General features: G+C 74.8%; 21 protein-coding genes. 11 read left to right on the top strand and 10 right to left on the bottom strand.

Translation table 11 applies throughout. The features are described from left to right. Window positions 1-145: 145 nt before the first annotated feature. The 3 genes from OG946_RS02965 (at window position 146) to OG946_RS02955 (ending at window position 2913) form a co-directional block, all read left to right on the top strand. Window positions 146-688, top strand: a complete 543-nt coding sequence (locus OG946_RS02965; RefSeq protein ID WP_326794599.1) for a dihydrofolate reductase family protein — start codon at window positions 146-148, stop codon at window positions 686-688. Window positions 689-1000: 312 nt separating this feature from the next. Further along, complete coding sequence (locus tag OG946_RS02960) at window positions 1001-2335, top strand: transcriptional regulator (protein ID WP_326794598.1); 1335 nt, start codon at window positions 1001-1003, stop codon at window positions 2333-2335. A gap of 44 nt (window positions 2336-2379) precedes the next feature. After that, on the top strand, window positions 2380-2913 hold the full coding sequence (locus OG946_RS02955; RefSeq protein ID WP_326794597.1) for an NUDIX hydrolase: 534 nt from the start codon (window positions 2380-2382) through the stop codon (window positions 2911-2913). Window positions 2914-3017: 104 nt separating this feature from the next. Here the strand turns inward: OG946_RS02955 and OG946_RS02950 are convergent, their stop codons facing one another. Then, window positions 3018-3275, bottom strand: a complete 258-nt coding sequence (locus OG946_RS02950; protein ID WP_326794596.1) for a hypothetical protein — start codon at window positions 3273-3275, stop codon at window positions 3018-3020. Between the two features lie 320 nt (window positions 3276-3595). Between OG946_RS02950 and OG946_RS02945 the strand changes: the two genes are divergently transcribed. The 3 genes from OG946_RS02945 to OG946_RS02935 are packed head-to-tail and all read left to right on the top strand — an operon-like array spanning window position 3596 to window position 7286. Next, window positions 3596-3925: an SHOCT domain-containing protein gene (locus OG946_RS02945; RefSeq protein WP_326794595.1), complete on the top strand. Its 330-nt coding sequence runs from the start codon at window positions 3596-3598 to the stop codon at window positions 3923-3925. Then, window positions 3922-4734, top strand: coding sequence for an ABC transporter ATP-binding protein (locus tag OG946_RS02940; RefSeq protein ID WP_326794594.1), 813 nt, complete (start codon window positions 3922-3924; stop codon window positions 4732-4734). The genes OG946_RS02945 and OG946_RS02940 overlap by 4 nt, the downstream gene beginning before the upstream one ends. Next, entirely contained in the window at window positions 4731-7286 is a 2556-nt protein-coding gene (locus tag OG946_RS02935) for an ABC transporter permease (protein ID WP_326794593.1), read from the top strand. Before OG946_RS02940 ends, OG946_RS02935 begins: the two co-directional genes overlap by 4 nt. A gap of 66 nt (window positions 7287-7352) precedes the next feature. On the opposite strand, the gene OG946_RS02930 is transcribed toward OG946_RS02935, so the two are convergent. Continuing rightward, window positions 7353-7685 carry a hypothetical protein gene (locus OG946_RS02930; protein ID WP_326794592.1) on the bottom strand — a complete coding sequence of 111 codons (333 nt, stop codon included), beginning with the start codon at window positions 7683-7685 and terminating at the stop codon, window positions 7353-7355. Between the two features lie 152 nt (window positions 7686-7837). Here OG946_RS02930 and OG946_RS02925 point away from each other — a divergent pair, with 152 nt between their 5' ends. Beyond that, window positions 7838-8980, top strand: a complete 1143-nt coding sequence (locus tag OG946_RS02925) for a PLP-dependent cysteine synthase family protein (protein ID WP_326794591.1) — start codon at window positions 7838-7840, stop codon at window positions 8978-8980. A gap of 23 nt (window positions 8981-9003) precedes the next feature. On the opposite strand, the gene OG946_RS02920 is transcribed toward OG946_RS02925, so the two are convergent. Then, the gene (locus OG946_RS02920) at window positions 9004-9825 is read right to left on the bottom strand and encodes a DeoR/GlpR family DNA-binding transcription regulator (RefSeq protein ID WP_326794590.1); all 822 of its coding nucleotides are present in this window, start codon (window positions 9823-9825) and stop codon (window positions 9004-9006) included. 202 nt (window positions 9826-10027) lie between these two features. Between OG946_RS02920 and OG946_RS02915 the strand changes: the two genes are divergently transcribed. Then, window positions 10028-12505, top strand: coding sequence for a hypothetical protein (locus tag OG946_RS02915; RefSeq protein ID WP_326794589.1), 2478 nt, complete (start codon window positions 10028-10030; stop codon window positions 12503-12505). On the opposite strand, the gene OG946_RS02910 is transcribed toward OG946_RS02915, so the two are convergent. From OG946_RS02910 to OG946_RS02900, 3 genes are all read right to left on the bottom strand, one after another. Further along, window positions 12475-14928 carry a right-handed parallel beta-helix repeat-containing protein gene (locus OG946_RS02910; protein WP_326794588.1) on the bottom strand — a complete coding sequence of 818 codons (2454 nt, stop codon included), beginning with the start codon at window positions 14926-14928 and terminating at the stop codon, window positions 12475-12477. The genes OG946_RS02915 and OG946_RS02910 overlap by 31 nt on opposite strands. 98 nt (window positions 14929-15026) lie before the next feature. Further along, window positions 15027-15578, bottom strand: coding sequence for a DUF6643 family protein (locus OG946_RS02905; RefSeq protein ID WP_326794587.1), 552 nt, complete (start codon window positions 15576-15578; stop codon window positions 15027-15029). A 190-nt stretch (window positions 15579-15768) separates the two neighbouring features. Then, a complete protein-coding gene (locus OG946_RS02900) occupies window positions 15769-16923 on the bottom strand; it encodes a glycosyltransferase (RefSeq protein WP_326794586.1) in 1155 nt (384 codons plus the stop codon). Between the two features lie 268 nt (window positions 16924-17191). Between OG946_RS02900 and OG946_RS02895 the strand changes: the two genes are divergently transcribed. The 3 genes from OG946_RS02895 to OG946_RS02885 are packed head-to-tail and all read left to right on the top strand — an operon-like array spanning window position 17192 to window position 19117. Beyond that, window positions 17192-17992: a glutamate racemase gene (locus tag OG946_RS02895; RefSeq protein WP_326794585.1), complete on the top strand. Its 801-nt coding sequence runs from the start codon at window positions 17192-17194 to the stop codon at window positions 17990-17992. A 48-nt stretch (window positions 17993-18040) separates the two neighbouring features. After that, on the top strand, window positions 18041-18571 hold the full coding sequence (locus OG946_RS02890) for a hypothetical protein (protein WP_326794584.1): 531 nt from the start codon (window positions 18041-18043) through the stop codon (window positions 18569-18571). 57 nt (window positions 18572-18628) lie between these two features. Further along, entirely contained in the window at window positions 18629-19117 is a 489-nt protein-coding gene (locus OG946_RS02885; protein WP_326794583.1) for an NUDIX hydrolase, read from the top strand. A gap of 97 nt (window positions 19118-19214) precedes the next feature. On the opposite strand, the gene OG946_RS02880 is transcribed toward OG946_RS02885, so the two are convergent. From OG946_RS02880 to dhaK, 4 genes are all read right to left on the bottom strand, one after another. Further along, window positions 19215-20243: a 2-dehydropantoate 2-reductase gene (locus OG946_RS02880; RefSeq protein ID WP_326794582.1), complete on the bottom strand. Its 1029-nt coding sequence runs from the start codon at window positions 20241-20243 to the stop codon at window positions 19215-19217. A 180-nt stretch (window positions 20244-20423) separates the two neighbouring features. After that, the gene (locus OG946_RS02875; RefSeq protein WP_326794581.1) at window positions 20424-20828 is read right to left on the bottom strand and encodes a PTS-dependent dihydroxyacetone kinase phosphotransferase subunit DhaM; all 405 of its coding nucleotides are present in this window, start codon (window positions 20826-20828) and stop codon (window positions 20424-20426) included. Continuing rightward, window positions 20821-21432 carry a dihydroxyacetone kinase subunit DhaL gene (gene dhaL / locus OG946_RS02870; protein WP_326794580.1) on the bottom strand — a complete coding sequence of 204 codons (612 nt, stop codon included), beginning with the start codon at window positions 21430-21432 and terminating at the stop codon, window positions 20821-20823. Before dhaL ends, OG946_RS02875 begins: the two co-directional genes overlap by 8 nt. An 88-nt stretch (window positions 21433-21520) precedes the next feature. Further along, on the bottom strand, window positions 21521-22513 hold the full coding sequence (gene dhaK / locus OG946_RS02865; protein WP_326794579.1) for a dihydroxyacetone kinase subunit DhaK: 993 nt from the start codon (window positions 22511-22513) through the stop codon (window positions 21521-21523). Window positions 22514-22616 lie beyond the last annotated feature (103 nt).

Raw genomic sequence — 22616 nt, 5'->3', positions numbered from 1 at the left:
CACCGGGCACCCCCGGGCCGCCCCCCGGCAGACGGTGTTCCGGATCCACGGCCGCGGACCGATGACTTCCGGGCCCGCCCCCGGTCACACCTTCCAGAGGCCAAGGTCTGCGGGCCACCCCAGGAGAACGAAGGAAAGGCGCCCCATGGCGAAGCTGCTGTACTCGGCGACCATGTCGCTCGACGGATTCATCGCGGGACCGGGCGGCGACATGTCCTGGCTCGCCGACCACCTCGGGGACAACCCCACGGTCGACGGGCTCGTCCCGCGGGTCGGCTCGATCCTCTCGGGCGCGCGCAGCTTCTCCGGCGACGACCCGCACCGCGGCACGGAGAACGAGGGCGAGGCGTTCGGCGGCGGCTGGGAGGGGCAGCAGTTCGTGCTCACCCACCACCCGCCGGCCGAGCCCGTCCCGGGCGTCACCTTCGGCGCGGACCTCGACACCGCCGTCACCGCCGCCAAGGCCGCCGCCGGCGACGGCTATGTGAACGTCATCGGCGCCGACGTCGCCCGCCAGTGCATCGAGGCGGGCCTGCTGGACGAGGTCCTGGTCTTCACCGCGCCGGTGTTCCTCGGCGACGGCGTCCGGCTCTTCGACCGCCCCGGCGGCACCCGGGTCCTGCTGGAGCAGGTACAGGTGTCCGCCCTGCGGCACTGCACGGGGATCTGGCTGCGCGTCGTCGGCTGAGCGGCCGTACGGACCCGCCACCCCGGTCGCGGGCTGCCGCGGGCCGGACCGCCGTCCGGTCCCCGGCGCCCGCGCCGGTGGGGGGTTGCCGCCCGCCCGGCCGGCCGGGTGCCGGGTCCGGCACGGCCGGGCGGGGCGGCTACGGAACCGCCGCCAGGCTGCGGGGAAGCGAGCGGACCCGATGCCGCACAGTCAACTCGCCACCCGTGGCCACCGGGAGGGCGCACAGGCCACGACTGCGGGCGCGCACTTCACACCCCGTGTGAAAGTCCCTCGGTTACGCTGGCGAACACCCTGCTCGCAGGAGGGCACATGGAGCCCAACACCCTGCTCGACGCGGCACTCGACGAAGCCGGGATCTCCCACGCCGGGCTTGCCGCGCACGTCAACCGGGCCGGCGCGGCCCGCGGACTGCGGCTGCGCTACGAGCACACCGCCGTGGCCCGCTGGCTCAAGGGCCAGCGACCACGCGGCCAGGTGCCCGACGTCATCTGCGAAGTGCTGGCCGAACGGCTCGACCGCCCGGTCACGTTGGACGACATCGGCTTCGGCGCCGCCGGCGGCCCCTCGGCCGCCGCACCGCTCGCCCGCTTCGTCGAGCGCGCCACCGCACTGTGGCGCTCCGACGAGCAGCAGCAGCCGCACGTCGTCAGCGCCCGCGCGCTCACCGGCACCCCCGCCGTCATCCCGGTGTGGGAGTGGGAGAACCCGCCCGAGGACGGCGACGTCTCCCGCACCGGACCCGTGCACGTCAGCGAGGCCGACGTCACCACCCTCCAGGCCGCCCGCGCCCACTACGAGCAGATGTACCGCAAGGCCGGCGGCATGGCGACCCGCGCCCGCGTCGTGCGCTTCCTCAACTCCGAGGCGGCGCCGCTGCTCCGCGGGTCGTACGGCGACGATGTCGGCCGCCGGCTGCACCGGGCCACCGGGGGCCTCGTCGCCGTCGCGGGCATCTGCGCGTACGACTCGGACGCCCTCGGCCTCTCCCAGCGCTACTTCCACCAGGCGCTGCGGCTGGCCAAGGCCAGCGGGGACCGGGGCTTCGGCGCGTACGTCATCGCCATGCTCGTCAACCAGTCGCTGTTCCTCAGGGAGTACCGCCAGGCGGTCGCGTTCGCGGAGGCCGCGCTGCGGGCCGCCGACCAGGACGTCAGCCCCGCCCTGGCGGCCGATCTGTACGCGATGCAGGCCAAGGCGTACGCCTTCCTCGGCGACCGCTCGGGCACCCTGGACTGCATCCGTCGCGCCGAGTCCGCCGCCGGGCGGATCAGCGCACGCCAGGAGCCGGCCGAGACGGACTACGTCCAGCCGGGTCTGGTCAACGTGCAGGTCGCCGAGGCGCTCTTACGCATCGGGGACCTGCGCGCCGCCCGCGAACAGGCGGCGACCGCCGTGCACCGGCCGGCCCACGACCGGGGCCGGGTGCACCGGCTGGCGATTCTGAGCCACGTCGAACTGCGTCAGGGGGACGCCGAGGAGGCGGCGCAGGCGGCGCTGGAAATGGCAAGAGCGGCCAGAGGGATGGAGTCGCAGCGGCTGCGGGACAGGTTGCGCGCGGTCCGTCGCCATCTGACCGAGACCGGCGGAGGGGGGACCGCCGAGGCGGCGGAGCTGATCGACGCAGCGTTGCGCGTTCCGCTCTGAGGCGGGGGCCGCCACCGCCACTGGACGGCGACAAGGGGGACTACGTGCGATGGAGGAATCTCAGGGAGCACACCGTGTACGAAAACCGCTGGTTCCGCGTCAACCTGGCCGACGTGGAACTCCCGGACGGGCGCCACCTTGATCACTACCTGATCCGCCTGCGACCCGTCGCCGTGGCGACCGCGGTCAACGAGGCGAACGAGGTGCTGCTGCTCTGGCGGCACCGTTTCATCACCGACGTCTACGGATGGGAGCTGGCCGCCGGGGTGGTGGAGGACGGGGAGGACCCCGAGACCGCCGCCGCCCGCGAGATGGAGGAGGAGACCGGCTGGCGGCCCGGCCCGCTCACGCACCTGATGACCGTCGAGCCGTCCAACGGCCTGACGGACGCCCGGCACCTCATGTACTACGCCACGGAGGCGGTGCAGATCGGCGACCCCGAGGACGACTTCGAGTCCGACAGACGCGAGTGGGTGCCCCTGAAGGGGGTCCCCGACATGGTCGGCCGCGGGGAGGTGCCCGCCGCGAACATGGCCGCGGCGCTGCTGATGCTCCATCACCTCCGCCTCGGCGCCTGATCCCCGAGCCCCGACCGCGCGGGTCGGGCGACCCGCGCGCACCCGCCCGCCGGCCCCGCCACTGCGGGGACCGGCGGCCGGTGCTCGCCGGCCGTGTACGCCGCTCAGCGGCCCAGGGCCTGCCATAACGCCAGTACCATCGCCGCCGCGCCGGTCAGCGCGGCGATCGACGGCAGTGGCCAGCGCGAGTGCTCCAGCGAGGTGACGCGTGCCGTCAGCTCGTCGATCTCACGCTCCATCTGCTGACTGCGCTGCGACAGCAGTGCGAGCCGTCCGTCGATGCGGGCCAGGCCCACGTCGAGGGAGCGCCGGATCTCGGCGAGCTCGGACACGACCGCACTCGTGTCGGTTTCGGTGGCCACGGTCTGCTCTCCTTTGTTCCGTCCGTGCCCCGTGTCCGTTCCATGGAAGCGCTACCAGGGGGGCGCGCGGCAGCGTGTGGAGGGTGCATATGCACGTGCTCCGGGCGCGCCCCGTGTGAATAAGTCACGCACGGTGACGGCCGCCGGCGTACGAACCAGCTCACGCCCCCCGCCAACGGCGGCCGGAAGCAGCCGGAGACCGCCCGAATACTCCGCCGGGAGCAGGCCAGGTGCCGCTGGCCGTACGACGACCCGGACCCCCTCCCGGCGGGAGTCTCGATGGTGTCGGCACCACAGAAACCATTGAGGAGTTGAGAACGATGAACACCCTGGCGCACTGGAACGACGGCGGACCCGGCCCCTGGATCCTGCTCTTCCCGCTCATGTGGGCACTGGTCCTGGGCGGCCTGTTCTTCTTCGTCCGCCGCGTCGTCTGGCGCGGCCGCGGCGCCCCCTGGCAGCGGTTCCGCGGCGGCCCCGTCGGACCGGGCGGTCCCGGCGGCCCCGGCTACGGCGAGCAGTCGCCGATCGCGGTCCTCGGCCGGCGCTTCGCGGCCGGTGAGATCGACGAGGACGAGTACTGGCGCCGGCTGTCCGTGCTGAACGAGGAGTTCGGCCGCCGCGGCGAGGGCAAGGGCGGTGCGGCATGACATCCGCGACCACCACCCCCGTACGCACCGGCGCGGCCGCCCGCGTCGTCGACGCGGTCAAGGTCTACGGCAGTGGCGACACCGAGGTCCGGGCGCTCGACGGCGTCGGTGTCGCCTTCCCGGCCGGTCGGTTCACGGCCATCATGGGCCCCTCGGGGTCCGGGAAGTCCACGCTGATGCACTGCGCGGCCGGCCTCGACACGCTCACCGCCGGGGCCGCCTTCATCGGCGACACCGAGCTGGGCGCGCTCGACGACAAGCGGCTGACGATGCTGCGCCGCGACCGGATCGGCTTCGTCTTCCAGGCGTTCAACCTGCTGCCGACGCTGACCGTCGCGGAGAACATCACGCTGCCGATGGACCTCGCGGGCCGCCGCGGCGACCCCGCGTGGATCGACTCGCTCATCGACGTGGTCGGCCTGCGCGACCGGCTGCACCACCGGCCCGCCGAGTTGTCCGGCGGCCAGCAGCAGCGCGTCGCCGTGGCCCGCGCCTTCGCCGGGCGCCCCGACGTCGTCTTCGCCGACGAGCCCACCGGCAACCTCGACTCGCGCTCCGGCGCCGAGGTCCTGGGCCTGCTCGCCGACACCGTGCGCGAGCTGGGCCGCACCGTCGTCATGGTCACCCACGACCCGGTCGCCGCGGCCTACGCCGACGAGGTGGTCTTCCTCGCCGACGGCCGGCTCGTCGACCGCATGGCCGCGCCCACCGCGGACCGCGTACTGGACCGCATGCAGCGCTTCGTGGGCGAGACCCCCCGTACGGCACGTTCCCTGGACACCACCGCGGAGAGGAAGAGCCCGTCATGAGCGGCACCCGCGCGTCGCTGCGGCTGAGCATGGCCGGACTGCGCACGCACAAGCGGCGGTTCGCCGGCACGTTCTTCGCCGTGCTCCTCGGCGTCGCGTTCCTCGGGGGCACCCTCGTCATGGGGGACACCCTCAGGTCCAGCTTCGACGCCATGTTCGGCCGCGCCACCAGCGGTACGGACGCGGTGGTGCGCGGCGACGACATGGTCACCACCCCCGGCGAGTCGTTCGGCACCCGCAGGACCGTCCCCACGGAACTGGCGGACGAGATCGCGCGGATGCCGGGCGTCGCCGCGGCCGAGCCCCGCATCGAGGGCCCCGGGCAACTCCTCGACAAGGACGGCGAGCCGGTGGGCGGCGGGGGCCCTCCGACCCTGGCCGGCAACTGGATCGCCGACGAGGAGCTGAACTCGTACCAGATCGACGAGGGCCGCGCGCCCGAGCGCTCCGGTGAGGCGGTGATCAACCGGGGTGCCGCGAAGGACGCCGGTCTGGGCATCGGCGACACCACGACCGTGCGCACCCCCGACCCGCTCAAGGTGACGATCGTCGGCATCTCCGCCTTCGGCGGCGAGGACGGCATGGGCCAGACCAGCTTCACGGCGCTGACCCGGGCCGACGCGGAGAAGTACCTGACCGCCGAGCCCGGCAGGGCCACCAGCATCCAGGTCCGCGCGGATGCGGGGGAGAGCCAGGCCGGGCTGGTCGAGGCCCTGTCCCCGGCGCTGCCCGACGGCATCGAGGCCGTCACCGGGCAGGAGGTCACCGAGGAGAACCAGGACCAGATCGCGGGCCAGTTCCTCAGCGGCTTCACCGCGGGACTCCTCGGCTTCGCGGGCGTGGCCATGCTGGTCGCGACGTTCAGCATCTACAACACCTTCGCGATCGTCGTCGCCCAGCGCACCCGCGACAACGCCCTGCTGCGGGCGCTCGGCGCCACCCGGCGCCAGGTCGTCGGCCAGACCATGGCCGAGGCCCTGGTCGTCGCCGTGCTCGCCTCGCTCGTCGGGCTCGCCGGCGGCGTGGGGATCGCGGCCGGGCTCCAGGCGCTCTTCCCGGCGGTCGGATTCCCGTTCCCCGACGGCGACCTGGTGATCAGCGGGATGTCGCTCGCGCTGCCGTTCGCCACCGGCGTCGTGGTCTGCCTGGCCTCGGCTCTGGCGCCCGCCGTCCGCGCCGGCCGCACGTCGCCGCTGGCGGCGCTGCGCGAGACGGCCGTGGACGACTCGGGCTCCTCCCGGGTACGTGCCCTCGTCGGCGGCGTGCTCACCGCCGCGGGCGCCGTGCTGACGGTGTACGGGGCGTCCTCCGGCCCGTCGGTGATGCTGACGGTCCTCGGCGCGGTCGTCACGCTCGCCGCGTTCGTGGTGCTGGGTCCGGTGGCGTCCTCGTACGCCGTACGGATCCTCGGCGCCCCGCTGCGCCGCATGAACGGCCGCCTGGCCCGCCGCAACGCGCTGCGCAGCCCGAAGCGCACCGCGGCGACGGCGACCGCGCTGATGATCGGCGTCGCCGTGGTGTCGCTGTTCACGGTCTTCGGCGCCTCGCTGAAGTCGACGATGGACCAGACCGTCTCACGCGCCTTCGCCGGCGACGTGGCGGTGCGGGTACCGGCGTTCGGGCCGGAGAGCGGCGCGCTGAGCCCGAAGGTCGCCCCGGCGGTGGCGGAGCTGCCGGAGGTGGAGCACGCGCTCGGCCTGGGCAGCGGAGTGGCCCGGGTCGACGGTGGGGGCCGGGCGCTGACGGTCACGGATCCCGGGCGGATGGGCGACGTGCTGGACCTCGGCACGGTCCAGGGCAGCCTGACGGGCCTGGGCGCGGACGGGGTCGCGGTCTCCAGGAGCGAGGCGGACGACCACGGCTGGCAGGTCGGCAGCACCGCGCGGTTCACCTTCACCGACGGCGAGAAGCAGCCGTTCACCGTCCGGGCCGTCTACGACCAGGCGGACCTGGCCGGGGACTACGTCCTCACCCGCGAGGCGTGGGAGCCGCACCGGATGCAGGACTCCGACTCGCTGGTCGCGGTCGCCTTCAGGGACGGGGTGGCCGAGGCGGACGGCAAGGCGGCGGTGGAGAAAGTCGCCGAGCGGTACGGCAACCCGGAGGTGCAGACGCGCGACGAGTTCGCCGAGTCCTCGGCGGCGGGCGTCGACATGATGCTGACGCTGGTGTACGCGCTGCTGGCGCTCGCCGTGCTCATCGCGCTGCTGGGCATCGCCAACACCCTGACCCTCGCCGTGCACGAGCGGACCCGCGAACTGGGCCTGCTCCGCGCGGTCGGCCAGACCAGGGCGCAGCTCCGCGCGATGGTCCGCTGGGAGTCGGTACTCGTCGCCGCCTTCGGCACGGCGGGCGGCCTGACGCTCGGCGCGTTCCTCGGCTGGGCCATGACGAAGGCCACGGACTCCTCCGGCGACGGGGTGTTCACGGTGCCGCCACTGCAGCTGGCGATCGTCGCCCTGGTCGGCCTCACCGCAGGCGCGCTCGCAGCCTGGCGCCCGTCCCGCCGGGCAGCCAAGCTGGACGTCCTGGGCGCGATAGCCACGGAGTGACCGGCGCAGGCACGCGGCGACCGGCCCGTCCGGCTCCTCGGGGAGCGGGACGGGCCGTCCGCCACGTCAGCCGAAGTGGTCCGCCGTGCCGCGGGCGGTGCGTACCGCTTCGAGGAAGCGGCCCGCCGCCTTCTCGCCCGACTCCTCGTGCCTGCCCCGCTCGCCCGTCAGCGTCAGGACGTACTGCCTGCCGTTGACCGACGCCACCGCCCGGTCGCCGCGGCCGAACCACGGGCGGGCCGCGCGCACCTCCTCGACCGGGGCGCTGTCGATCTGGGTGCCGTAGCTGGTCAGCAACTCCAGCCGGCCGTCCTTGATATGCACCTGTCCCGCCCGGGTCAGCGAGCGCAACCAGCGCCCTATCCGTACCCCGCGGGCCGTGTACTCCGTCTCCGCCACGCCGACCCTCCTCGGCTCCCCCACAGCGCTCCCCCTGGAGCGATGAGCGCGCATGGGCGGCACCGCCCCGCGACAAGGAGGCGGCACCAGCACTCCTGCCAGTGTGCCCACGACCGGCCGAGGTGGCCAGAGGCCCCGCATATGATCGGGTGGTGACCGCCAGCGCACAGCCCCCGGCCGCCGCGCCCGGCGGCGCCCTCCCCACCCTCGACGTCGACCGCAGCGACCCCGCCGCCCGCGCCTGGCTCAAGGAGGCCGTGCGCAAGGTGCAGGCCGACGCCAACCGCACCGCCGACACCCATCTGCTCCGCTTCCCGCTGCCCGAGCGCTGGGGCATCGACCTGTATCTCAAGGACGAGTCCACCCATCCCACCGGCAGTCTCAAGCACCGCCTCGCGCGCTCCCTCTTCCTCTACGGCCTCTGCAACGGCTGGATCCGCCCCGGCAAGCCCGTCATCGAGGCGTCCTCCGGTTCCACCGCCGTCTCCGAGGCGTACTTCGCCGACCTCATCGGCGTCCCCTTCATCGCCGTGATGCCGCGCAGCACCAGCAGCGAGAAGACCCGCCTCATCGAGTTCCACGGCGGCACCTGCCATCTGGTGGACGACCCGCGGACGGTGTACGAGGTGTCCGCCCGGCTCGCTGAGGAGACCGGCGGCCACTACATGGACCAGTTCACCTACGCCGAGCGGGCGACGGACTGGCGCGGCAACAACAACATCGCCGAGTCGATCTACACCCAGCTCCGGCTGGAGCGCTTCCCCGAGCCCGCCTGGATCGTCGCCACCGCGGGCACCGGCGGAACGTCGGCCACCATCGCCCGCTACGTGCGCTACCTCCAGTACGACACCCGCGTCTGCGTCGCCGACCCGGAGAACTCCTGCTTCTTCGCCGGCTGGGAGAGCGGCGACCCCGACGTCACCGTCGACCGCGGCTCACGCATCGAGGGCATCGGCCGCCCCCGCATGGAGCCCAGCTTCCTGCCCGCGGCCATCGACCGGATGATGAAGGTCCCCGACGCGGCCACCGTCGCCGCCGTACGCGCCCTGGAGCGGGCCATCGGCCGCCGCGCGGGCGGCTCGACGGGCACCGGGCTGTGGAGCGCGCTGCGGATCGTCGGGGAGATGGTCGCGGAGGGCGGCAAGGGCAGCGTCGTCACCCTGATCTGCGACCCGGGCGACCGCTACCTCGACAAGTACTACTCCGACGACTGGCTCGCCGAGCAGGGCCTCGACATCGGCCCGTACGCCGCGCACCTCGACGCCTTCCTCGCCACCGGCCGCTGGACCTGCTGAGGAACGCGCGACGCCCCGCCCGCTCAGTCCTCCGCCTGCTCCTGCGGCTCGCCCGCGACCACGACCTCCGGCAGGTGCTCCGCCATCTCCGCCCGCGCCTCGGGACGCACCCCCGGGTCCGTCACCAGCGCGTCCACCGCGTCCAGCGAGGCGAACGAACTCAGGCCCACCGTGCCCCACTTGGTGTGGTCCGCGACCACCACGACGCGCCGCGCCGCCCGCACCAGATGCCGGTTCGTCTCCGCCTCCGCCAGGTTCGGCGTCGAGAGGCCCGCCTGCACCGATATCCCGTGCACACCGATGAACAGCACGTCGAAGTGGAGCGTGCGGATCGCCTGGTCCGTGACCGGGCCGACCAGCGAGTCCGACGGCGTCCGCACCCCGCCCGTCAGCACCACCGTCGCGCCGCGCGCCCCCGGCTGCTGCGCCGCGTAGAACACGTCGGCCACGCGCACCGAGTTGGTCACCACCGTCAGGTCCGGGACCTCCACCAGATGCCGCGCCAGCGCGAACGTCGTCGTCCCGCCGGAGAGCGCGATGGCCGCGCCCGGCGCCACCATCTGCGCCGCCGCGCGGGCGATCTCCTCCTTCGCGCCCGTCTCCCGGGAGGACTTGGCCTCGAAGCCCGGCTCGTGCGTGCTCGCCTCGGCCAGCGGCACCGCGCCGCCGTGCACCTTCTCCACGACCCCCTGGCGCGCGAGCGCGTCGAGGTCGCGCCTGATGGTCATGTCCGAGACGTTCAGCCGGCGCGTCAGCTCGTTCACCCGCACCCCGCCGCGGCGCCGGACCTCGTCCAGGATGAGGGCCCGGCGCTGCTCCGCGAGCAGGTTCTGGTTGTCGCTCACGCCGTCCGCCCTTCGTCCCGGGGTCGCTTGTCCGGGTCATCCTCCCACGCGATGACGACACGTGGCGGCGGGTGTTCGGCCACCGGGGAACCCAGCGTCACGATTCTGCTTCGCCTCCCGCGCGGGAAGCTGCACCGGACGGCCGATCCCGGGATGCTGGACACCGGTAGTGACCGCAGGACGGTACGGGGGGGCGAGAGGCATGCAGCCGGAAGCGCTGAGCGCCAAGGGGCGTACACCGCCGGGCGGGACGGACGGAACCGAAGGCACCGCGCCGCAGCCGGCGCTGGAGTTGCTGGTCCACGGCGTCGGCGGGGCCACCCCGCAGGAGATGCTGGGGGACCCACGCACGGAACTGGTCACCGGCGACCGCACGGCCGGCATCCACCGCCGTACGGACGACGTGCGGGCGGAGGAGTCCGCGGGGGGAGCAGCGGGGGAGCAGCGCGGCGAAGGCGGCGGATCCCGTACCGAGCCGGTGCAGGAGGCGTACTGCTGGTCGAACCTGACCTCGGGTAACGGCGCCCGCGCGCTGTGGCTGGTCCTCCTCCCTTTCATGATCGCCAACCTCGCCCACTGGATGCGCCCCGCCGCCCCGTCGCACCACGGCGCGCACCGGGCGTACGACGTCCTCGTGCGGATCTTCGCGCTCACGCTCACCGTGCAGTTCGTGCTGGCCGCCGGCGAGGTGACACTCGACCTGCTCGCCTGGCAGTGCGCGGGCAGCACCCACTGCGTCGCCGGCAAGTCGTGGCTCGGCTTCATGTCCGCCGAGTCCGGCGGCTGGTTCGGCGGGCCCGGCCGGCGGCTCGCGCTGGCCGCGCTGGTGCCCGTGCTGCTGACGGCGCTGCTGTGGTGGCTGTCGCGGCGCACCTGGAGCATCTACGAGTCGGCCAAGCCCTCGCCGCGCGCGGGCGCTCCCGGCGCGGCCGGTGAGCAGCCCGCGCTGTCCCTGCCCGGCTTCTGGTACGGGCGCCGCCTGGTGGCCCGGCTGCGCGCCGCGCACACCGCCACCGGACTCCTCGCCGTCGCCTCCGCGCTCATCGCCGTCACCGTCGCGGCCGACGACGACACCGGCGGCGGGCTCCGGGCCACCGGCTGGGTCCTCGGCGCCCTGACCGCCGCCGGCTGGATCGCCGTCGTCGCCCTGGTGTGCCGCTCGGGCCGTACGGAGGCGGAGCCGGACATGGGCGAGGACCGCCGCGCCGTACGGGCCCTGCCCCTCGCCGCGCTCGCGCTGCTGGCGGCGGTGCTCGTGCACACCGCCTGGTCCCGGCCCGACTGGGTCTCCACCGGCCGGCTGCCCGGCACGTCGGTCTTCGGCGGCCTCGCCGTGGCGCAGGGCGTGCTCGCCGCCGGGCTCGCGGTCACCGGCTTGCTGCTCCAGCGCCGCGCCACCGGCGAGCCGCCCGCGCTGCGCGGCCTCGGCGGCGCCTGCGTGGCACTGCTGGCCAGCGCCGTGGCCGGGGTCTTCTCCGGCGGCATCGCCCAGCGCGTCGCCGACTGGCTGGACCGCGGCGCCACCCCCGGCGAGAACGGCCCGCTCGCAGGGCCGCCCGTGGTGCTCTCCTGGCAGGCCACGGCGATACCGGTGATCGCCCTGCTCGTGCTGCTGCTGGCGCTGGCCGGCGGCTGGCGGATGTGGGTGCTGCGCCGCCGGATCGCCACCGAGGTCGCCGGGCTCTACCCCACCGAGCACCGCTACACCGAGGACAACGACCCGCGCACCGGACGCATCGCCGGCGCCATCGCCCGCGCCCGGCTCACCGACGACGCGCCGCCCGCGCTCGGCGCCGCCGCGCTCGCCACCCTGGTCCTCGGCGCGGGCGCCGTCCTCGGCGCCTGGCTCACCGACGAGGTCCCCGGCAGGGCCGCCCGCGGCGCCCCGGGACCGCTGCCGGGGCTGGCCCAGACCGGGCAGGCGCTCGGCTCCTGGATGATGGGCGCCGGGGTCATCCTGCTGCTGGCCATGGGCCGGCAGGCGTACCGGGATCCCAAGTCGCGCCGCACCGTCGGGATCCTCTGGGACGTCGGCACCTTCTGGCCGCGCGCCGCCCACCCCTTCGCGCCCCCCTGCTACGCCGAGCGCGCCGTGCCCGACCTCGCCTGGCGGACCAGCACCTGGACCACCCGCACCGGCGGCTGCCTGGTCATCTCCGGGCACTCCCAGGGCAGCGTGCTCGCCGCCGCCGCGGTCTGGCAGCTCGACCCGGACATCCGCGGCCGGGTCGCGCTGCTGACGTACGGGTCACCGCTGCGCCGGCTCTACGGGCGCTGGTTCCCTGCGTACTTCGGCGACCGGGCGCTGGCGGAACTCGACGACCAGACGCACGCCTGGCGCAACCTGTGGCGGCTGACCGACCCCATCGGCGGCCCGGTGCGGCCCACGCCTCCGGACGGGCGGCCCAGCGACGTCGACCGCAAGCCGCTCAAGGACCCGCTCGCCTTCGAGCGCACGCCGGAACACCCGCTGCCCGCCGCGATCAACGCGCACTCCGACTACCAGGCCGACCCGGCCTTCGCCGTCGAGCGCGCCGAGCTGATCGCCCGCATCTCCGTCGCCCCCGCCGCACCCGCGGAGGAGTGGCCGCGGCAGGTGCCGCGGCCCGCGGGGGAGCCGGACGCGGAGACCGCGGACGGCGTGGCGGCTCAGGGCAGAACCGGGATGTCGTCCGCGTAGAGGAGCGTCAGTTCGTCGGTCGTGGGGTCCGGAAGCTGGGCCACGCGACCGGCGTGCCGCTCCACCATCGCCTCGAACGTCTGCCGCGCGGTACGGCCGTTGCCGAAGCCGGCGCCCTTGGGGATCACGGTGAAGTACTTCAGCAGCGCCTCGTCCGTACCGTCACCGAGCCGGTACTCGTGCTCCTCGGCCTGCTGCGTGACTATCCGCAGCAGTTCCTCCGCGGTGTAGTCGCCGAAGGTGATGGTCCGGGAGAAGCGCGAGGCCACCCCGGGGTTGACGGCGAGGAACCGCTCCATCTCCGTGGTGTAGCCGGCGGCGATCACCACGACCGACTCGCGGTGGTCCTCCATCAGCTTCACGAGCGTGTCGATGGCCTCGCGGCCGAAGTCGCGGCCCGAGTCCTCGGGCGCCAGCGCGTACGCCTCGTCGATGAACAGCACGCCGCCGTGGGCGCGTTCGAACGCCTGCTGGGTACGGATCGCCGTCGAGCCGATGTGCTCGCCGACCAGGTCGACCCGGGAGACCTCCACCAGGTGCCCGCGCTCCAGCACGCCCAGCGACGACAGGATCTCGCCGTACATCCGCGCCACGGTCGTCTTGCCGGTGCCGGGGGAGCCGGTGAAGACCAGGTGGCGGCGGACCGAGGCGGCCTTCAGACCCGCCTGCCGGCGCCGCCGGCCGACCTCGATCATGTCGGTCAGCGCCCGCACCTCGCGCTTGACGTTCTCCAGCCCGACGAGCGCGTCCAGTTCCGCCAGCACCTCCCGGGCGGGCCGGGCCGCGGGCTGCGCCTCGACCGCCTGCCGTACGGCACCCGCCGCACCCGCCTGCTGCGGCGCGAACGCGCCCAGCAGGCCGTCAGGTTCCGGCTCGGTGCGGGCGGCGGGCACGGTGGGGCGGGCGCTCGCCGTCTCCGCGCTCTCGTCGCTCGTGCAGTCCTCCACGACGGGGCCGCCGCCTGAGCCCTCGGGCGCGGACGGGCCCGCGTCCGCGAACTCGTAGCCGCCGCGCGCGCAGCGCTCCGTACGGCAGCGGGTCAGGGTCGAACGGCAGCCGTCGATGACGTGGAAGCCGTACCCGAGGCTCCCGGTGACGCGGCAGCCGGTGAACGAGCCGCGCCCCGCCGCGGAGACGAACACTCCGGCCTCCGTGGGCGAGGTGATCGTGCAGCCCTCCACCGCCGGGTCCGCGCCTTTGGTGACGATGATCCCCGAGGCGACCGAGTCGACCGTGGTGTCCCGCACCGTGCCGCCGCTGCCGTGGTCGCGGAACCAGGCGCCGGTCGCCGCGTCCCGGATCCGGCACTGCTCCAGCGCGACCGTGGCGCCGTCGCTCACCGACACCGCCGTGCCGCGGATCTGCGCGAGGTCGGTGTCCGTCGCCTCGACCGCCGAGCCGCGGTCGAGGACCACGAGCGCGTCGGGCACGTCGTGCACCCGGCAGGACGTGAACGACGCGGCGGCGCCGTCGCTCACCCACACCGCGGGATAGTCGCCGGTGCTGTCGTGGATCTCGCACTGCGCCGCCTCGGCGCGCGTGCCCGCGTCCCACACCGACAGGCCGTTGCGCCCGAACCGGCGCACGGTGACCCGCGCCAGCTTCGCCTGCGCGCGCGAGCGCAGGTCCACGGCGTTCTCCGGGACGTCGTGGACCTCGCAGTCGGTGAGCGTGACGACCGCCTCGGTGTCGAGCGAGATGCCGTCCCCTGAGGTGCGGTGCACCGTGCAGTCCGTCAGCTCCCCGGTGGCGCGGGACGTCAACTGCACACCGGCGCCCTTGATCTCGTAGACCTCGCAGCCCACCGCCTCGACCGTGCTGCCCTCGCCGGTGAGCAGCAGCCCGGCGCCGCCCGCGTGGTGGATGCGGCACTGCGACAGGTGGGCGCTCGAACCGCCGCGCACCGCGACGCCGCTGCGCCCGGCGGCCAGCACCTCGCAGCCCTCCAGCGCGCCGCCGGACCCGTCGGCGAACGTGACCCCCGTACCGGCCGGGTTGTCGACGGCGCAGCGGCGGACCGTGGGCCGGGCGTCGCCGCGGACCTCTATGCCCGCGGCGGAGCGGGTGACGACCCGCAGCCCGGTCAGCTCCGGCCGGCCCGACTCGACGAGCACCGCCGGGACCGCCGCGTCCTCCCCCTCGACGTGCAGCCCCTCGACCACCGCGGACGCCCGGACGGTCAGCGCCACGCCGTCGGCCGGCGCGATGCGGACGGAGCCGACCGCGCCGCCCGGGCCGCGCAGCGTCACCGCCCGCTCCAGCACGACGTTTTCCCGGTACGTGCCCGGGGCCAGCGACAGCACGTCACCGTCGCCCGCGGCCTCCAGGGCCGCCGCGAGCGACCCGTACTCCCCGGTGCGCCGGCGCCATCGCCCGGTCCTTACGGAGCCGGTGTGCGTGACCTGGACGGAGCCCTGTGCCATGTCCTGCTCTGCCCCCACCTCGTGCGTCGGCTTGGCTGAGGCACCACCGTAGCGCGCGCGGCGAGGTCGGCCGGCCACTGTTCAGGGCCGGCCGGTGCTCAGTAGCGCTGTCCGTCCTGGTAGTACGGCCTGGCGTACTGATCCGCGTACGTCTGCGGGGACGCAGGACGGGCGGGCTGGGCCGGCTGCGGCGGCGCGGGCCGCGGGGCGACGGGGCGCATCGCCTCGTATCCCGGGGGCGCCGACTGCTGCTGCGGGCGCGGCTGTTGCGGCTGGGGGCGCTGCTGCTCGTACCCCTGGTCCCAGCGGGCGGGCTGAGGCTGCTGCGGTATGAACGGCTGCGGCGGGGCCGGCTGGGGGGCGGGCTGGTGGCCGTAGACCGTCGGCTGCGGGGTGTGCGCGATGTGCGTCCCGTGCGGCTGGTGGGGGTGCGGCGCGGGAGCGGGCGCCGGCGCCGGTACCGGGGCGGGCGGCAGGGCGGCGCGGGGCGCGGGCAGGGCCGGCAGGTGGGGGCCGGAGTCGTACGAAGGCACCCGGATCGGGGCGATCTGGGGGGTACCCCGCTCTTCGACCAGACTGTCGTAGATCGGGGTGTCGGGGAAAGCAGGCGCGGCATAGTAGCCACTGCCGTACGGGCGGGGGGAGGTCATACCCCATAAGTTAAGCCCACGATGTGGTCGTTGGGGAGACCGATAAGAGGGTTGTTTTGCGGGTTCCAAGTGACCGACCCTTATCAATGCGTGTCAACAAGGGTAAATCAGGCTTCTCGACGTGTTGAGATTCTGTAAAGAGCAGGTGGACGGGGGGAGTTGAGCTACTCGTGCGTACGTACGCGTGCGTTCACGCGTACGTACGCCCCTTCCACGCGGCGCCCTTGCCGCGGTGGTGCCGTACGGCCGAATCCACCGTCATGAGCAGATACAGCCCGGCCGTGAACGGCAGCAGCGCGGCGGCCCACGGCGGCTGTCCGTAGTACCGCAGCACGGGCAGGTACGTCCCCGCCATCACCGCCCACGCGAGCGCGCCCGCGACGGCGACGGCGGGCGCGCCGCCCAGCAGCCCGGCGGCCACCGCCAGCGGCGGCACGAGGTACACCAGCGCGAGCCCGCCCACGGCGGCGGCCAGCAGCAGCGGATTGTGCCGGAGTTGGGCGTACGCGCTGCGCGAGACCATCCCCCACAGCTCGGCGAGGCGCGGGTAAGGACGCACGCTGTCGACCCGCTCGGCGAGCCCCAGCCAGATCCGTCCGCCGGTGCGCTTGACCTCCCGCGCGACGGACACGTCGTCGATGAGCGCCCCGCGCACCGCCTCGGGGATCCCCGCCCGGCGGGCGGCGTCGGCCTTGAGCAGCACGCAGCCGCCGGCCGCGGCGGCTGTCCTGCCGCCGGCGCGGTTGACCCAGCGGAACGGGTAGAGCTGGGCGAAGAAGTACACGAACGCCGGCACGACCAGCCGCTCCCAGCCGGTGGCGGTACGCAGCCGGGCCATCTGCGACACGAGGTCGTACCCGCCGGCCTCGGCGGCGGCGACCAACTCCCGCAGGCTCTCGGGCCGGTGGGCGATGTCGGCGTCGGTGAGCAGCAGATACTCGGCGTCGGCCCGGTACGCCTGCTCGATGCCGTGCCGCAGCGCCCAGAGCTTCCCGGTCCACCCCTCGGGAGGCTCACCGGGGGAGGAGACGGTGAGCGGAAGGGCGCGGTCCCCGGCTTTCTCCGCGAGCGCACGGGCGGTCTCGGCGGTGCCGTCGGTGCTGCCGTCGTCGACGAGGAACACCCGGGCCTCCCCCGGATACGCCTGCGCCAGCAGGGACGGCAGGCTGTCGGGCAGCACGGCGGCCTCGTCCCGCGCGGGCACGACGACCGCCACGGAGGGCCACTGCGCGGGGGGCGGCCGCAGCGGCAACCGCACGTCGGTCCGCCAGAAGAGCCCCTGCCCGAGCAGCAACCAGCCCCAGGCGGCAAGCGAAAACAGGACGATCCACGCCAGAAGAGTCACGCGCCAAGTCTCCCGCGCCGCCGCCGCCGGGGCGAGCACCACGGGGCGGGTCGCGGCGGACGCCGGTGCGGGAGCCGGCCGACCCTCATGCCGGTCCCTGCGCGCGGCCACCCGCCGCCCGGCTCACGCCGCGGCGAATCGTGCGCAGCCCGCGTACGCTGCCCGCCCCGGGGCGCTGCGTCCCTGGTCCGTGCCGGGGCGGCGAGCTGCCGGTGGGTCGCGGATCGGCCGGCTCCGTCGCCCTGCCGGAGGCACTACAGTGACCGGCGTGAAGATCGCGCTTGTGGATTCCGGGCTCGGGCTTCTGCCCGCCGCCGCCGCCGTGCGGCGGTTGCGGCCCGATGTCGAGCTCGTGCTGTCCTCCGACCCCGACGGCATGCCCTGGGGGCCCCGGGAGCCCGGGGACCTGGGGGAGCGGGTGCTCGCGTGTGCGCGGGCCGCCGTCGCGTACGGGCCCGACGCGCTCGTCGTCGCCTGCAACACCGCCTCCGTACACGCCCTGCCCGCGCTCCGCGCCGAGCTGGAGCCCGCGCTGCCCGTCGTCGGCACCGTGCCCGCCGTGAAGCCCGCCGCCGCCGGCGGCGGCCCGCTGGCCGTCTGGGCGACGCCCGCCACCACCGGCAGCGACTACCAGCGCCGGCTGATCCGCGACTTCGCCGGCGGTGTCGCCGCCACCGAGGTGCCCTGCCCCGGCCTCGCCGACGCCGTCGAGCACGGCGACGAGGCGGCCGTCGACGCCGCCATCGCCGCGGCCGCCGCCCGCACCCCCCGCGACGTCACCGCCGTGGTCCTCGGCTGCACCCACTACGAGCTGGTCGGCGAACGCATTCGCGCGGCCGTCCGGCAGCCCGCCGCCCCGGCCCCGGCGCTCTACGGCTCCGCCGGCGCCGTCGCCGGGCAGGTACTGCGCCGTATCGGCGCCGCCCCCGACCCCGCCGCGGCGCCCTCCGGCGGTCTCACCGTCCTCCTCTCCGGCCGCCCCGGCGCCCTGCCGCCCGCCGCCCTCGGGTACGCGGAGGGGCGGCTGCTGGCCGGTGCCCCGGCCCGCTCCGGGGCCGTACCCGGATAGCCGCCGGCCGCACTGCCGCCGCCGCCCGGCTGGCGTACCCTCGGGGGTATGAAGGACGACCGCCCCTTTGTCTGGACCGGGCGGGCCACGAGCCGTGTGCAGTGGCTGCTCGCCCTGGTCGGCGCTGCCTGTATGGCCCTCGGCATCGAGCTGGCCATCGAGGCGCCCTGGACCGGCGGGCTCGCCCCGCTGGTCATGTCCGTCGTCGGCTGCATCGCCGCGGGACTGCTGGTTCTGGCCGGCACCCTGGCCTTCGTGCACGTGGCGGTCAGTGTCGACGACCACGCGCTGGAGATCCGCTGCGGCCACTTCGGCCTGCCGCGCCGCCGCATCCCCCTGACCGAGGTGCTCGCCGCCGACTTCGAGCCCCGCGTCACGCCCCGCCACTGGGGCGGCTGGGGCTACCGCTGGCGCCCCGGCAAGGGCACCGCCGTGGTCGTGCGCCGCGGCGAGGGCCTGGTGCTGCGGCTCGCGAACGACCACGACTTCACGATCACCGTCGACAACGCGGAAGAGGCCGTGCGCGCCATCCGCGACCGCCTGCGCCACCCCCTCACCGGCGGCACGGCCGAGGCGTAGTCTGCCGGTCACACGGCGTTTCCCGGCCGCCCGCCGGGCTCGTTTACGCTTACGACCATGGCGACACCCGACTTCATCCGCGAGCTGCGCGCGACCGCCGGCCAGCAACTGCTCTTCCTCCCCGGCATCAGCGCCGTCGTCGTCGACGACGGCCGGGTGCTGCTCCACCGGCGCGCCGACACGGGCCGGTGGAGCATCGTCGGCGGCATCCCTGAGCCGGGCGAGCAGCCGGCGCAGGCGGCGGTCCGCGAGGTGCGCGAGGAGACGGGCGTCGTGTGCACGGTGGAGCGGGTCGTGGGGGTGGAGGGGCTGGACCCGATCGAGTACCCGAACGGGGACAAGTGCCAGTTCATGGACATCACGCTGCGTTGCCACGCGACGGGCGGTGAGGCCCGGGTCAACGACGACGAGGGGCTGGAGGTCGGCTGGTTCGCCCCGGACGCGCTGCCGGCCGGCCTGGAGGACTTCGCCCGCCACCGGATCCGGCTGGCGCTCGCGGACGGCCCGACGTGGTTCGCGGAGGCGGCGGCGACACCGGGCGCGTAGAACGCTGCCCACGCCCCCTCAGCCGCTCTGCCGGCCCTCCGCGCCCCTCTCAGCCGTTATCTCAGCCCTCCGCGCCCCCCAGCCCTCGGCCGCTCCCTCAGCCCCCCGCGCCGCCCGTCACCGCCGTCAGCTCCGCGAGCAGTTCCGCGCCGCCCCAGTGGCGCCGCTCGCCCGGCTTGCTGGACTCCGCCTCCAGGACCAGCTCCGCCAGCCGCGCGTTCGCCGGTGCCCGCAGGCCGTGGCGCGCCGCCAGCCCCGTCACCTCGCCCTGCAGCGTGTCGATCTCGGTGGGGCGGCCCTGCTGGAGGTCGTCCCACATCGACGAGCGGGCCTGCTCGTCCACGCGCAGCGTCGCCGCCGCCAGGCGGCGGAAGAGCCAGTCGGGCAGGCGCAGCACCAGCGGCATGAGGCCCGGCGGCACCGGCCCCAGGCGGGCGGGGGCCAGGTTCGCCGCGCGGAAGGCGGCCAGCGCCTCGCGCTGGCAGAGCGCCAGGCAGGCGCGGTACGCGCGCTGCCCCAACTGCTCCCGCAGCGGCAGCCCGGACAGCGCGTTGATCGCGTTGTTGAGGTTCATCAGCAGCTTCGCGTGCTGTACGTCGGGCATGTCCTCGCGCTGCTCGATCTCCAGCCCCGCCTGCGTCATCGCCACCACCAGCGGTGCCGAGCGCTCGCCCCCGTCGACCATCAGCACGCCCGCCGTCCCCTGGTGGAACACGCCGGGGGCCGCCTGCACCACGTTGTACGGGACCATCCCCGTGACCACCGCCCGCCCCGGCAGCCCCTGGCTCAGCACCGCCGGGTTACGCAGCCCGTTCTGGAAGCTGACGACCGTCGCGCCGGGGGCCAGGTGCCCGGCCAGCTCGCGGGCGGCCTGCGCGGTGGCCGCGGACTTCACGGTGACCAGTACGTAGTCCGCCCCCGCGGCGGCCTGTGCCCCGGTCGCCAGGCGTATCTCGGCCGGTGCGACGCGGCGGTCCGCCCGCCCGCCGCCGGTCAGCAGCAGGCCGCGGGAGCGCAGTACGTCCATCGCCGCCGGCCGGCCGACTAAGGTCACGTCGGCCACCTCCGCCAGCATGCCGCCGAGATGGCAGCCGATGCTGCCCGCACCGAACACGGCTATCTTCACGGTCCCGCCCCTTCGTTCCCGGCGGCGCCTCCGCGCGCACGCCGACTCCGGCGGCGCACGCCGGCGCCGCTCATACCTTCGACTGCCTTCCCCGCCGCGAGCGCTCCCATCCGGACCACCACCGACGGGATCCCCCGGCGCACGTCTGCCCCGGCCGCCCCTAGGACGCCGCGGGCCCGCTCAGACCTTGCGGTACCCGTACGCCTCCTGCGCCGCCGCCTCCACCGCGTCCAGGTCCGCCCCCGTCGACGCGGTGACCACGGCCGCCACCGCGCCCTCCACGAACGGCGCGTCCAGCAGCCGCGCTCCCGCCGGCAACTCCTCGTCCTCCACCAGCGACTTCACCGTCAGCACCGCGCTGCCCAGGTCCACCAGCAGCCCGACGCCCGCGCCCCGGTCCGCCGCCCGCGCCACCGCCGCGATGCGGTCCGCGTCCGTGCCGAAGCCGCCGTCCGCCGTGCCGCCCGCGTGCTCGACGGCCACCGTGTCCACGCCCGCCAGCGCGACCGCCATCCCGGCCACCGACTCGGCGACCGCGGCGCTGTGCGAGACCAGCACGAGGCCGACCAGCGGGCCCTCAGTCACCGGACACCGCCTCCACCGCGTCGGCCAGCGCGCCGACCAGCAGCGCCGACGACGTCGCGCCCGGGTCCTGGTGGCCGATGCTGCGCTCGCCGAGGTACGAGGCCCGGCCCTTGCGGGCCCGCAGCGGAATGGTGTCCTCCGCGCCCTTGTCGGCCGCCGCGCGCGCCGCGCCGTAGCCGTCGCCGAGCGCCGCCACGGCCGGGGTCAGTGCGTCGAGCATCGTCTTGTCACCGGGCGCCGCACCGCCGAGCTTGGCGACCGCGCCCACCCCCTCGTCGAGCGCCGCGCGCAGCGCCGCGTCCGTGACCTCCGTGTCGTCGCCGAGGGCCTTGCCGGTGGCGCGCAGCAGCGTCCCGTACAGCGGCCCCGAGGCGCCGCCGACCTTCGAGATCAACTGCCGCCCGGAGAGCACCAGCACCGCACCCGGCGTCTGCGGTGGCTCGTCCTCCAGCGCCGCGCGCACGGCGGTGAAGCCGCGCTTCAGGTTGGCGCCGTGGTCAGCGTCGCCGATCGCCGAGTCGAGCTCGGTGAGGCGGTCGGCCTCCTGGTCGACGGCCGCCGCGGTGGTGAGCATCCAGCGGCGGAAGAATTCCGCGTCGAGCACGTGCCGCATCCCTTCTCGTACCTGCTTCTGCACACTCCGTCGGACCTGCCGCTACGGGACCGGTGTGCGGGCCCCGTACCGCGGGACCTCACATCCCCCAGCGCAGCCCCGGCGTCCGCACCGGCGCGTCCCAGAGCCGCAGCAGCTCCTCCTCCGCCTGGCACAGCGTCAGCGAGACCCCCGCCATGTCCAGCGACGTCACATAGTTCCCGACGAGCGTACGGGCCACCGACACGCCCCGCTCCGTCAGCACCCGCTGCACCTCCGCATTGAAGCCGTACAGCTCGATCAGCGGGGTCGCGCCCATGCCGTTGACCAGCGCCAGCACCGGGCCCGAGGGCCGCAGGTCCTCCAGCACGGCGTCCACGGTCACGTCCGCGATCTCGTGTGACGTCATCATCGGCCGCCGCTCGCGGCCAGGTTCGCCGTGGATGCCGATGCCCAGCTCCAGCTCGCCGTCCGGCAGGTCGAACGTGGGGCTGCCCTTGGCCGGCGTCGTGACCGCGCTCAGCGCGATGCCGAAGCTGCGCGAGGACTCCACGACCTTGCGGGCCAGCGCCTCCACCCGCTCCAGCGGCGCGCCCTCGTCGGCCGCCGCCCCGGCAATCTTCTCGACGAACAGCGTGGCGCCGACGCCGCGCCGGCCCGCCGTGTAGAGGCTGTCGGTCACCGCCACGTCGTCGTCCACGAGCACCTTGGCGACCTGGATGCCCTCGTCCTGGGCGAGGTCGGCGGCCATGTCGAAGTTCAGCACGTCGCCGGTGTAGTTCTTCACGATGAACAGCACGCCCCGGCCGGCATCCACGGCCGCCGCGGCGCGCGTCATCTGGTCGGGGACGGGCGAGGTGAAGATCTCGCCGGCGCACGCGGCGTCCAGCATCCCGGGGCCGACGAAGCCGGCGTGCAGCGGCTCGTGCCCCGAGCCGCCGCCGGAGACCAGGCCGACCTTGTCGGTGACGGGCGCGTCCCGCCGGACCACCACCCGGTTCTCGACGTCGACCGTCAGGTCGGGGTGGGCGGCGGCCATGCCGCGCAGGGCGTCCGGCACGACGGTCTCCGGCACGTTGATGAGCATTCGCATGGGTACCTCCGGTGGCGTTCGTGCCCGGTGACGATCGGCTCTGGCTTGCCCAGTATCACGGCAGCGGCGGTCCCGGTCACTCCCTGGGCAGGCGTCGGAGGTA

Origin of the sequence: Streptomyces sp. NBC_01808, assembly GCF_035917395.1 — a bacterium.
Lineage (GTDB): Bacteria > Actinomycetota > Actinomycetes > Streptomycetales > Streptomycetaceae > Streptomyces.
Note: the sequence above shows the minus strand (reverse complement) of the source record. Positions and strands in the feature narration are given on the sequence as shown.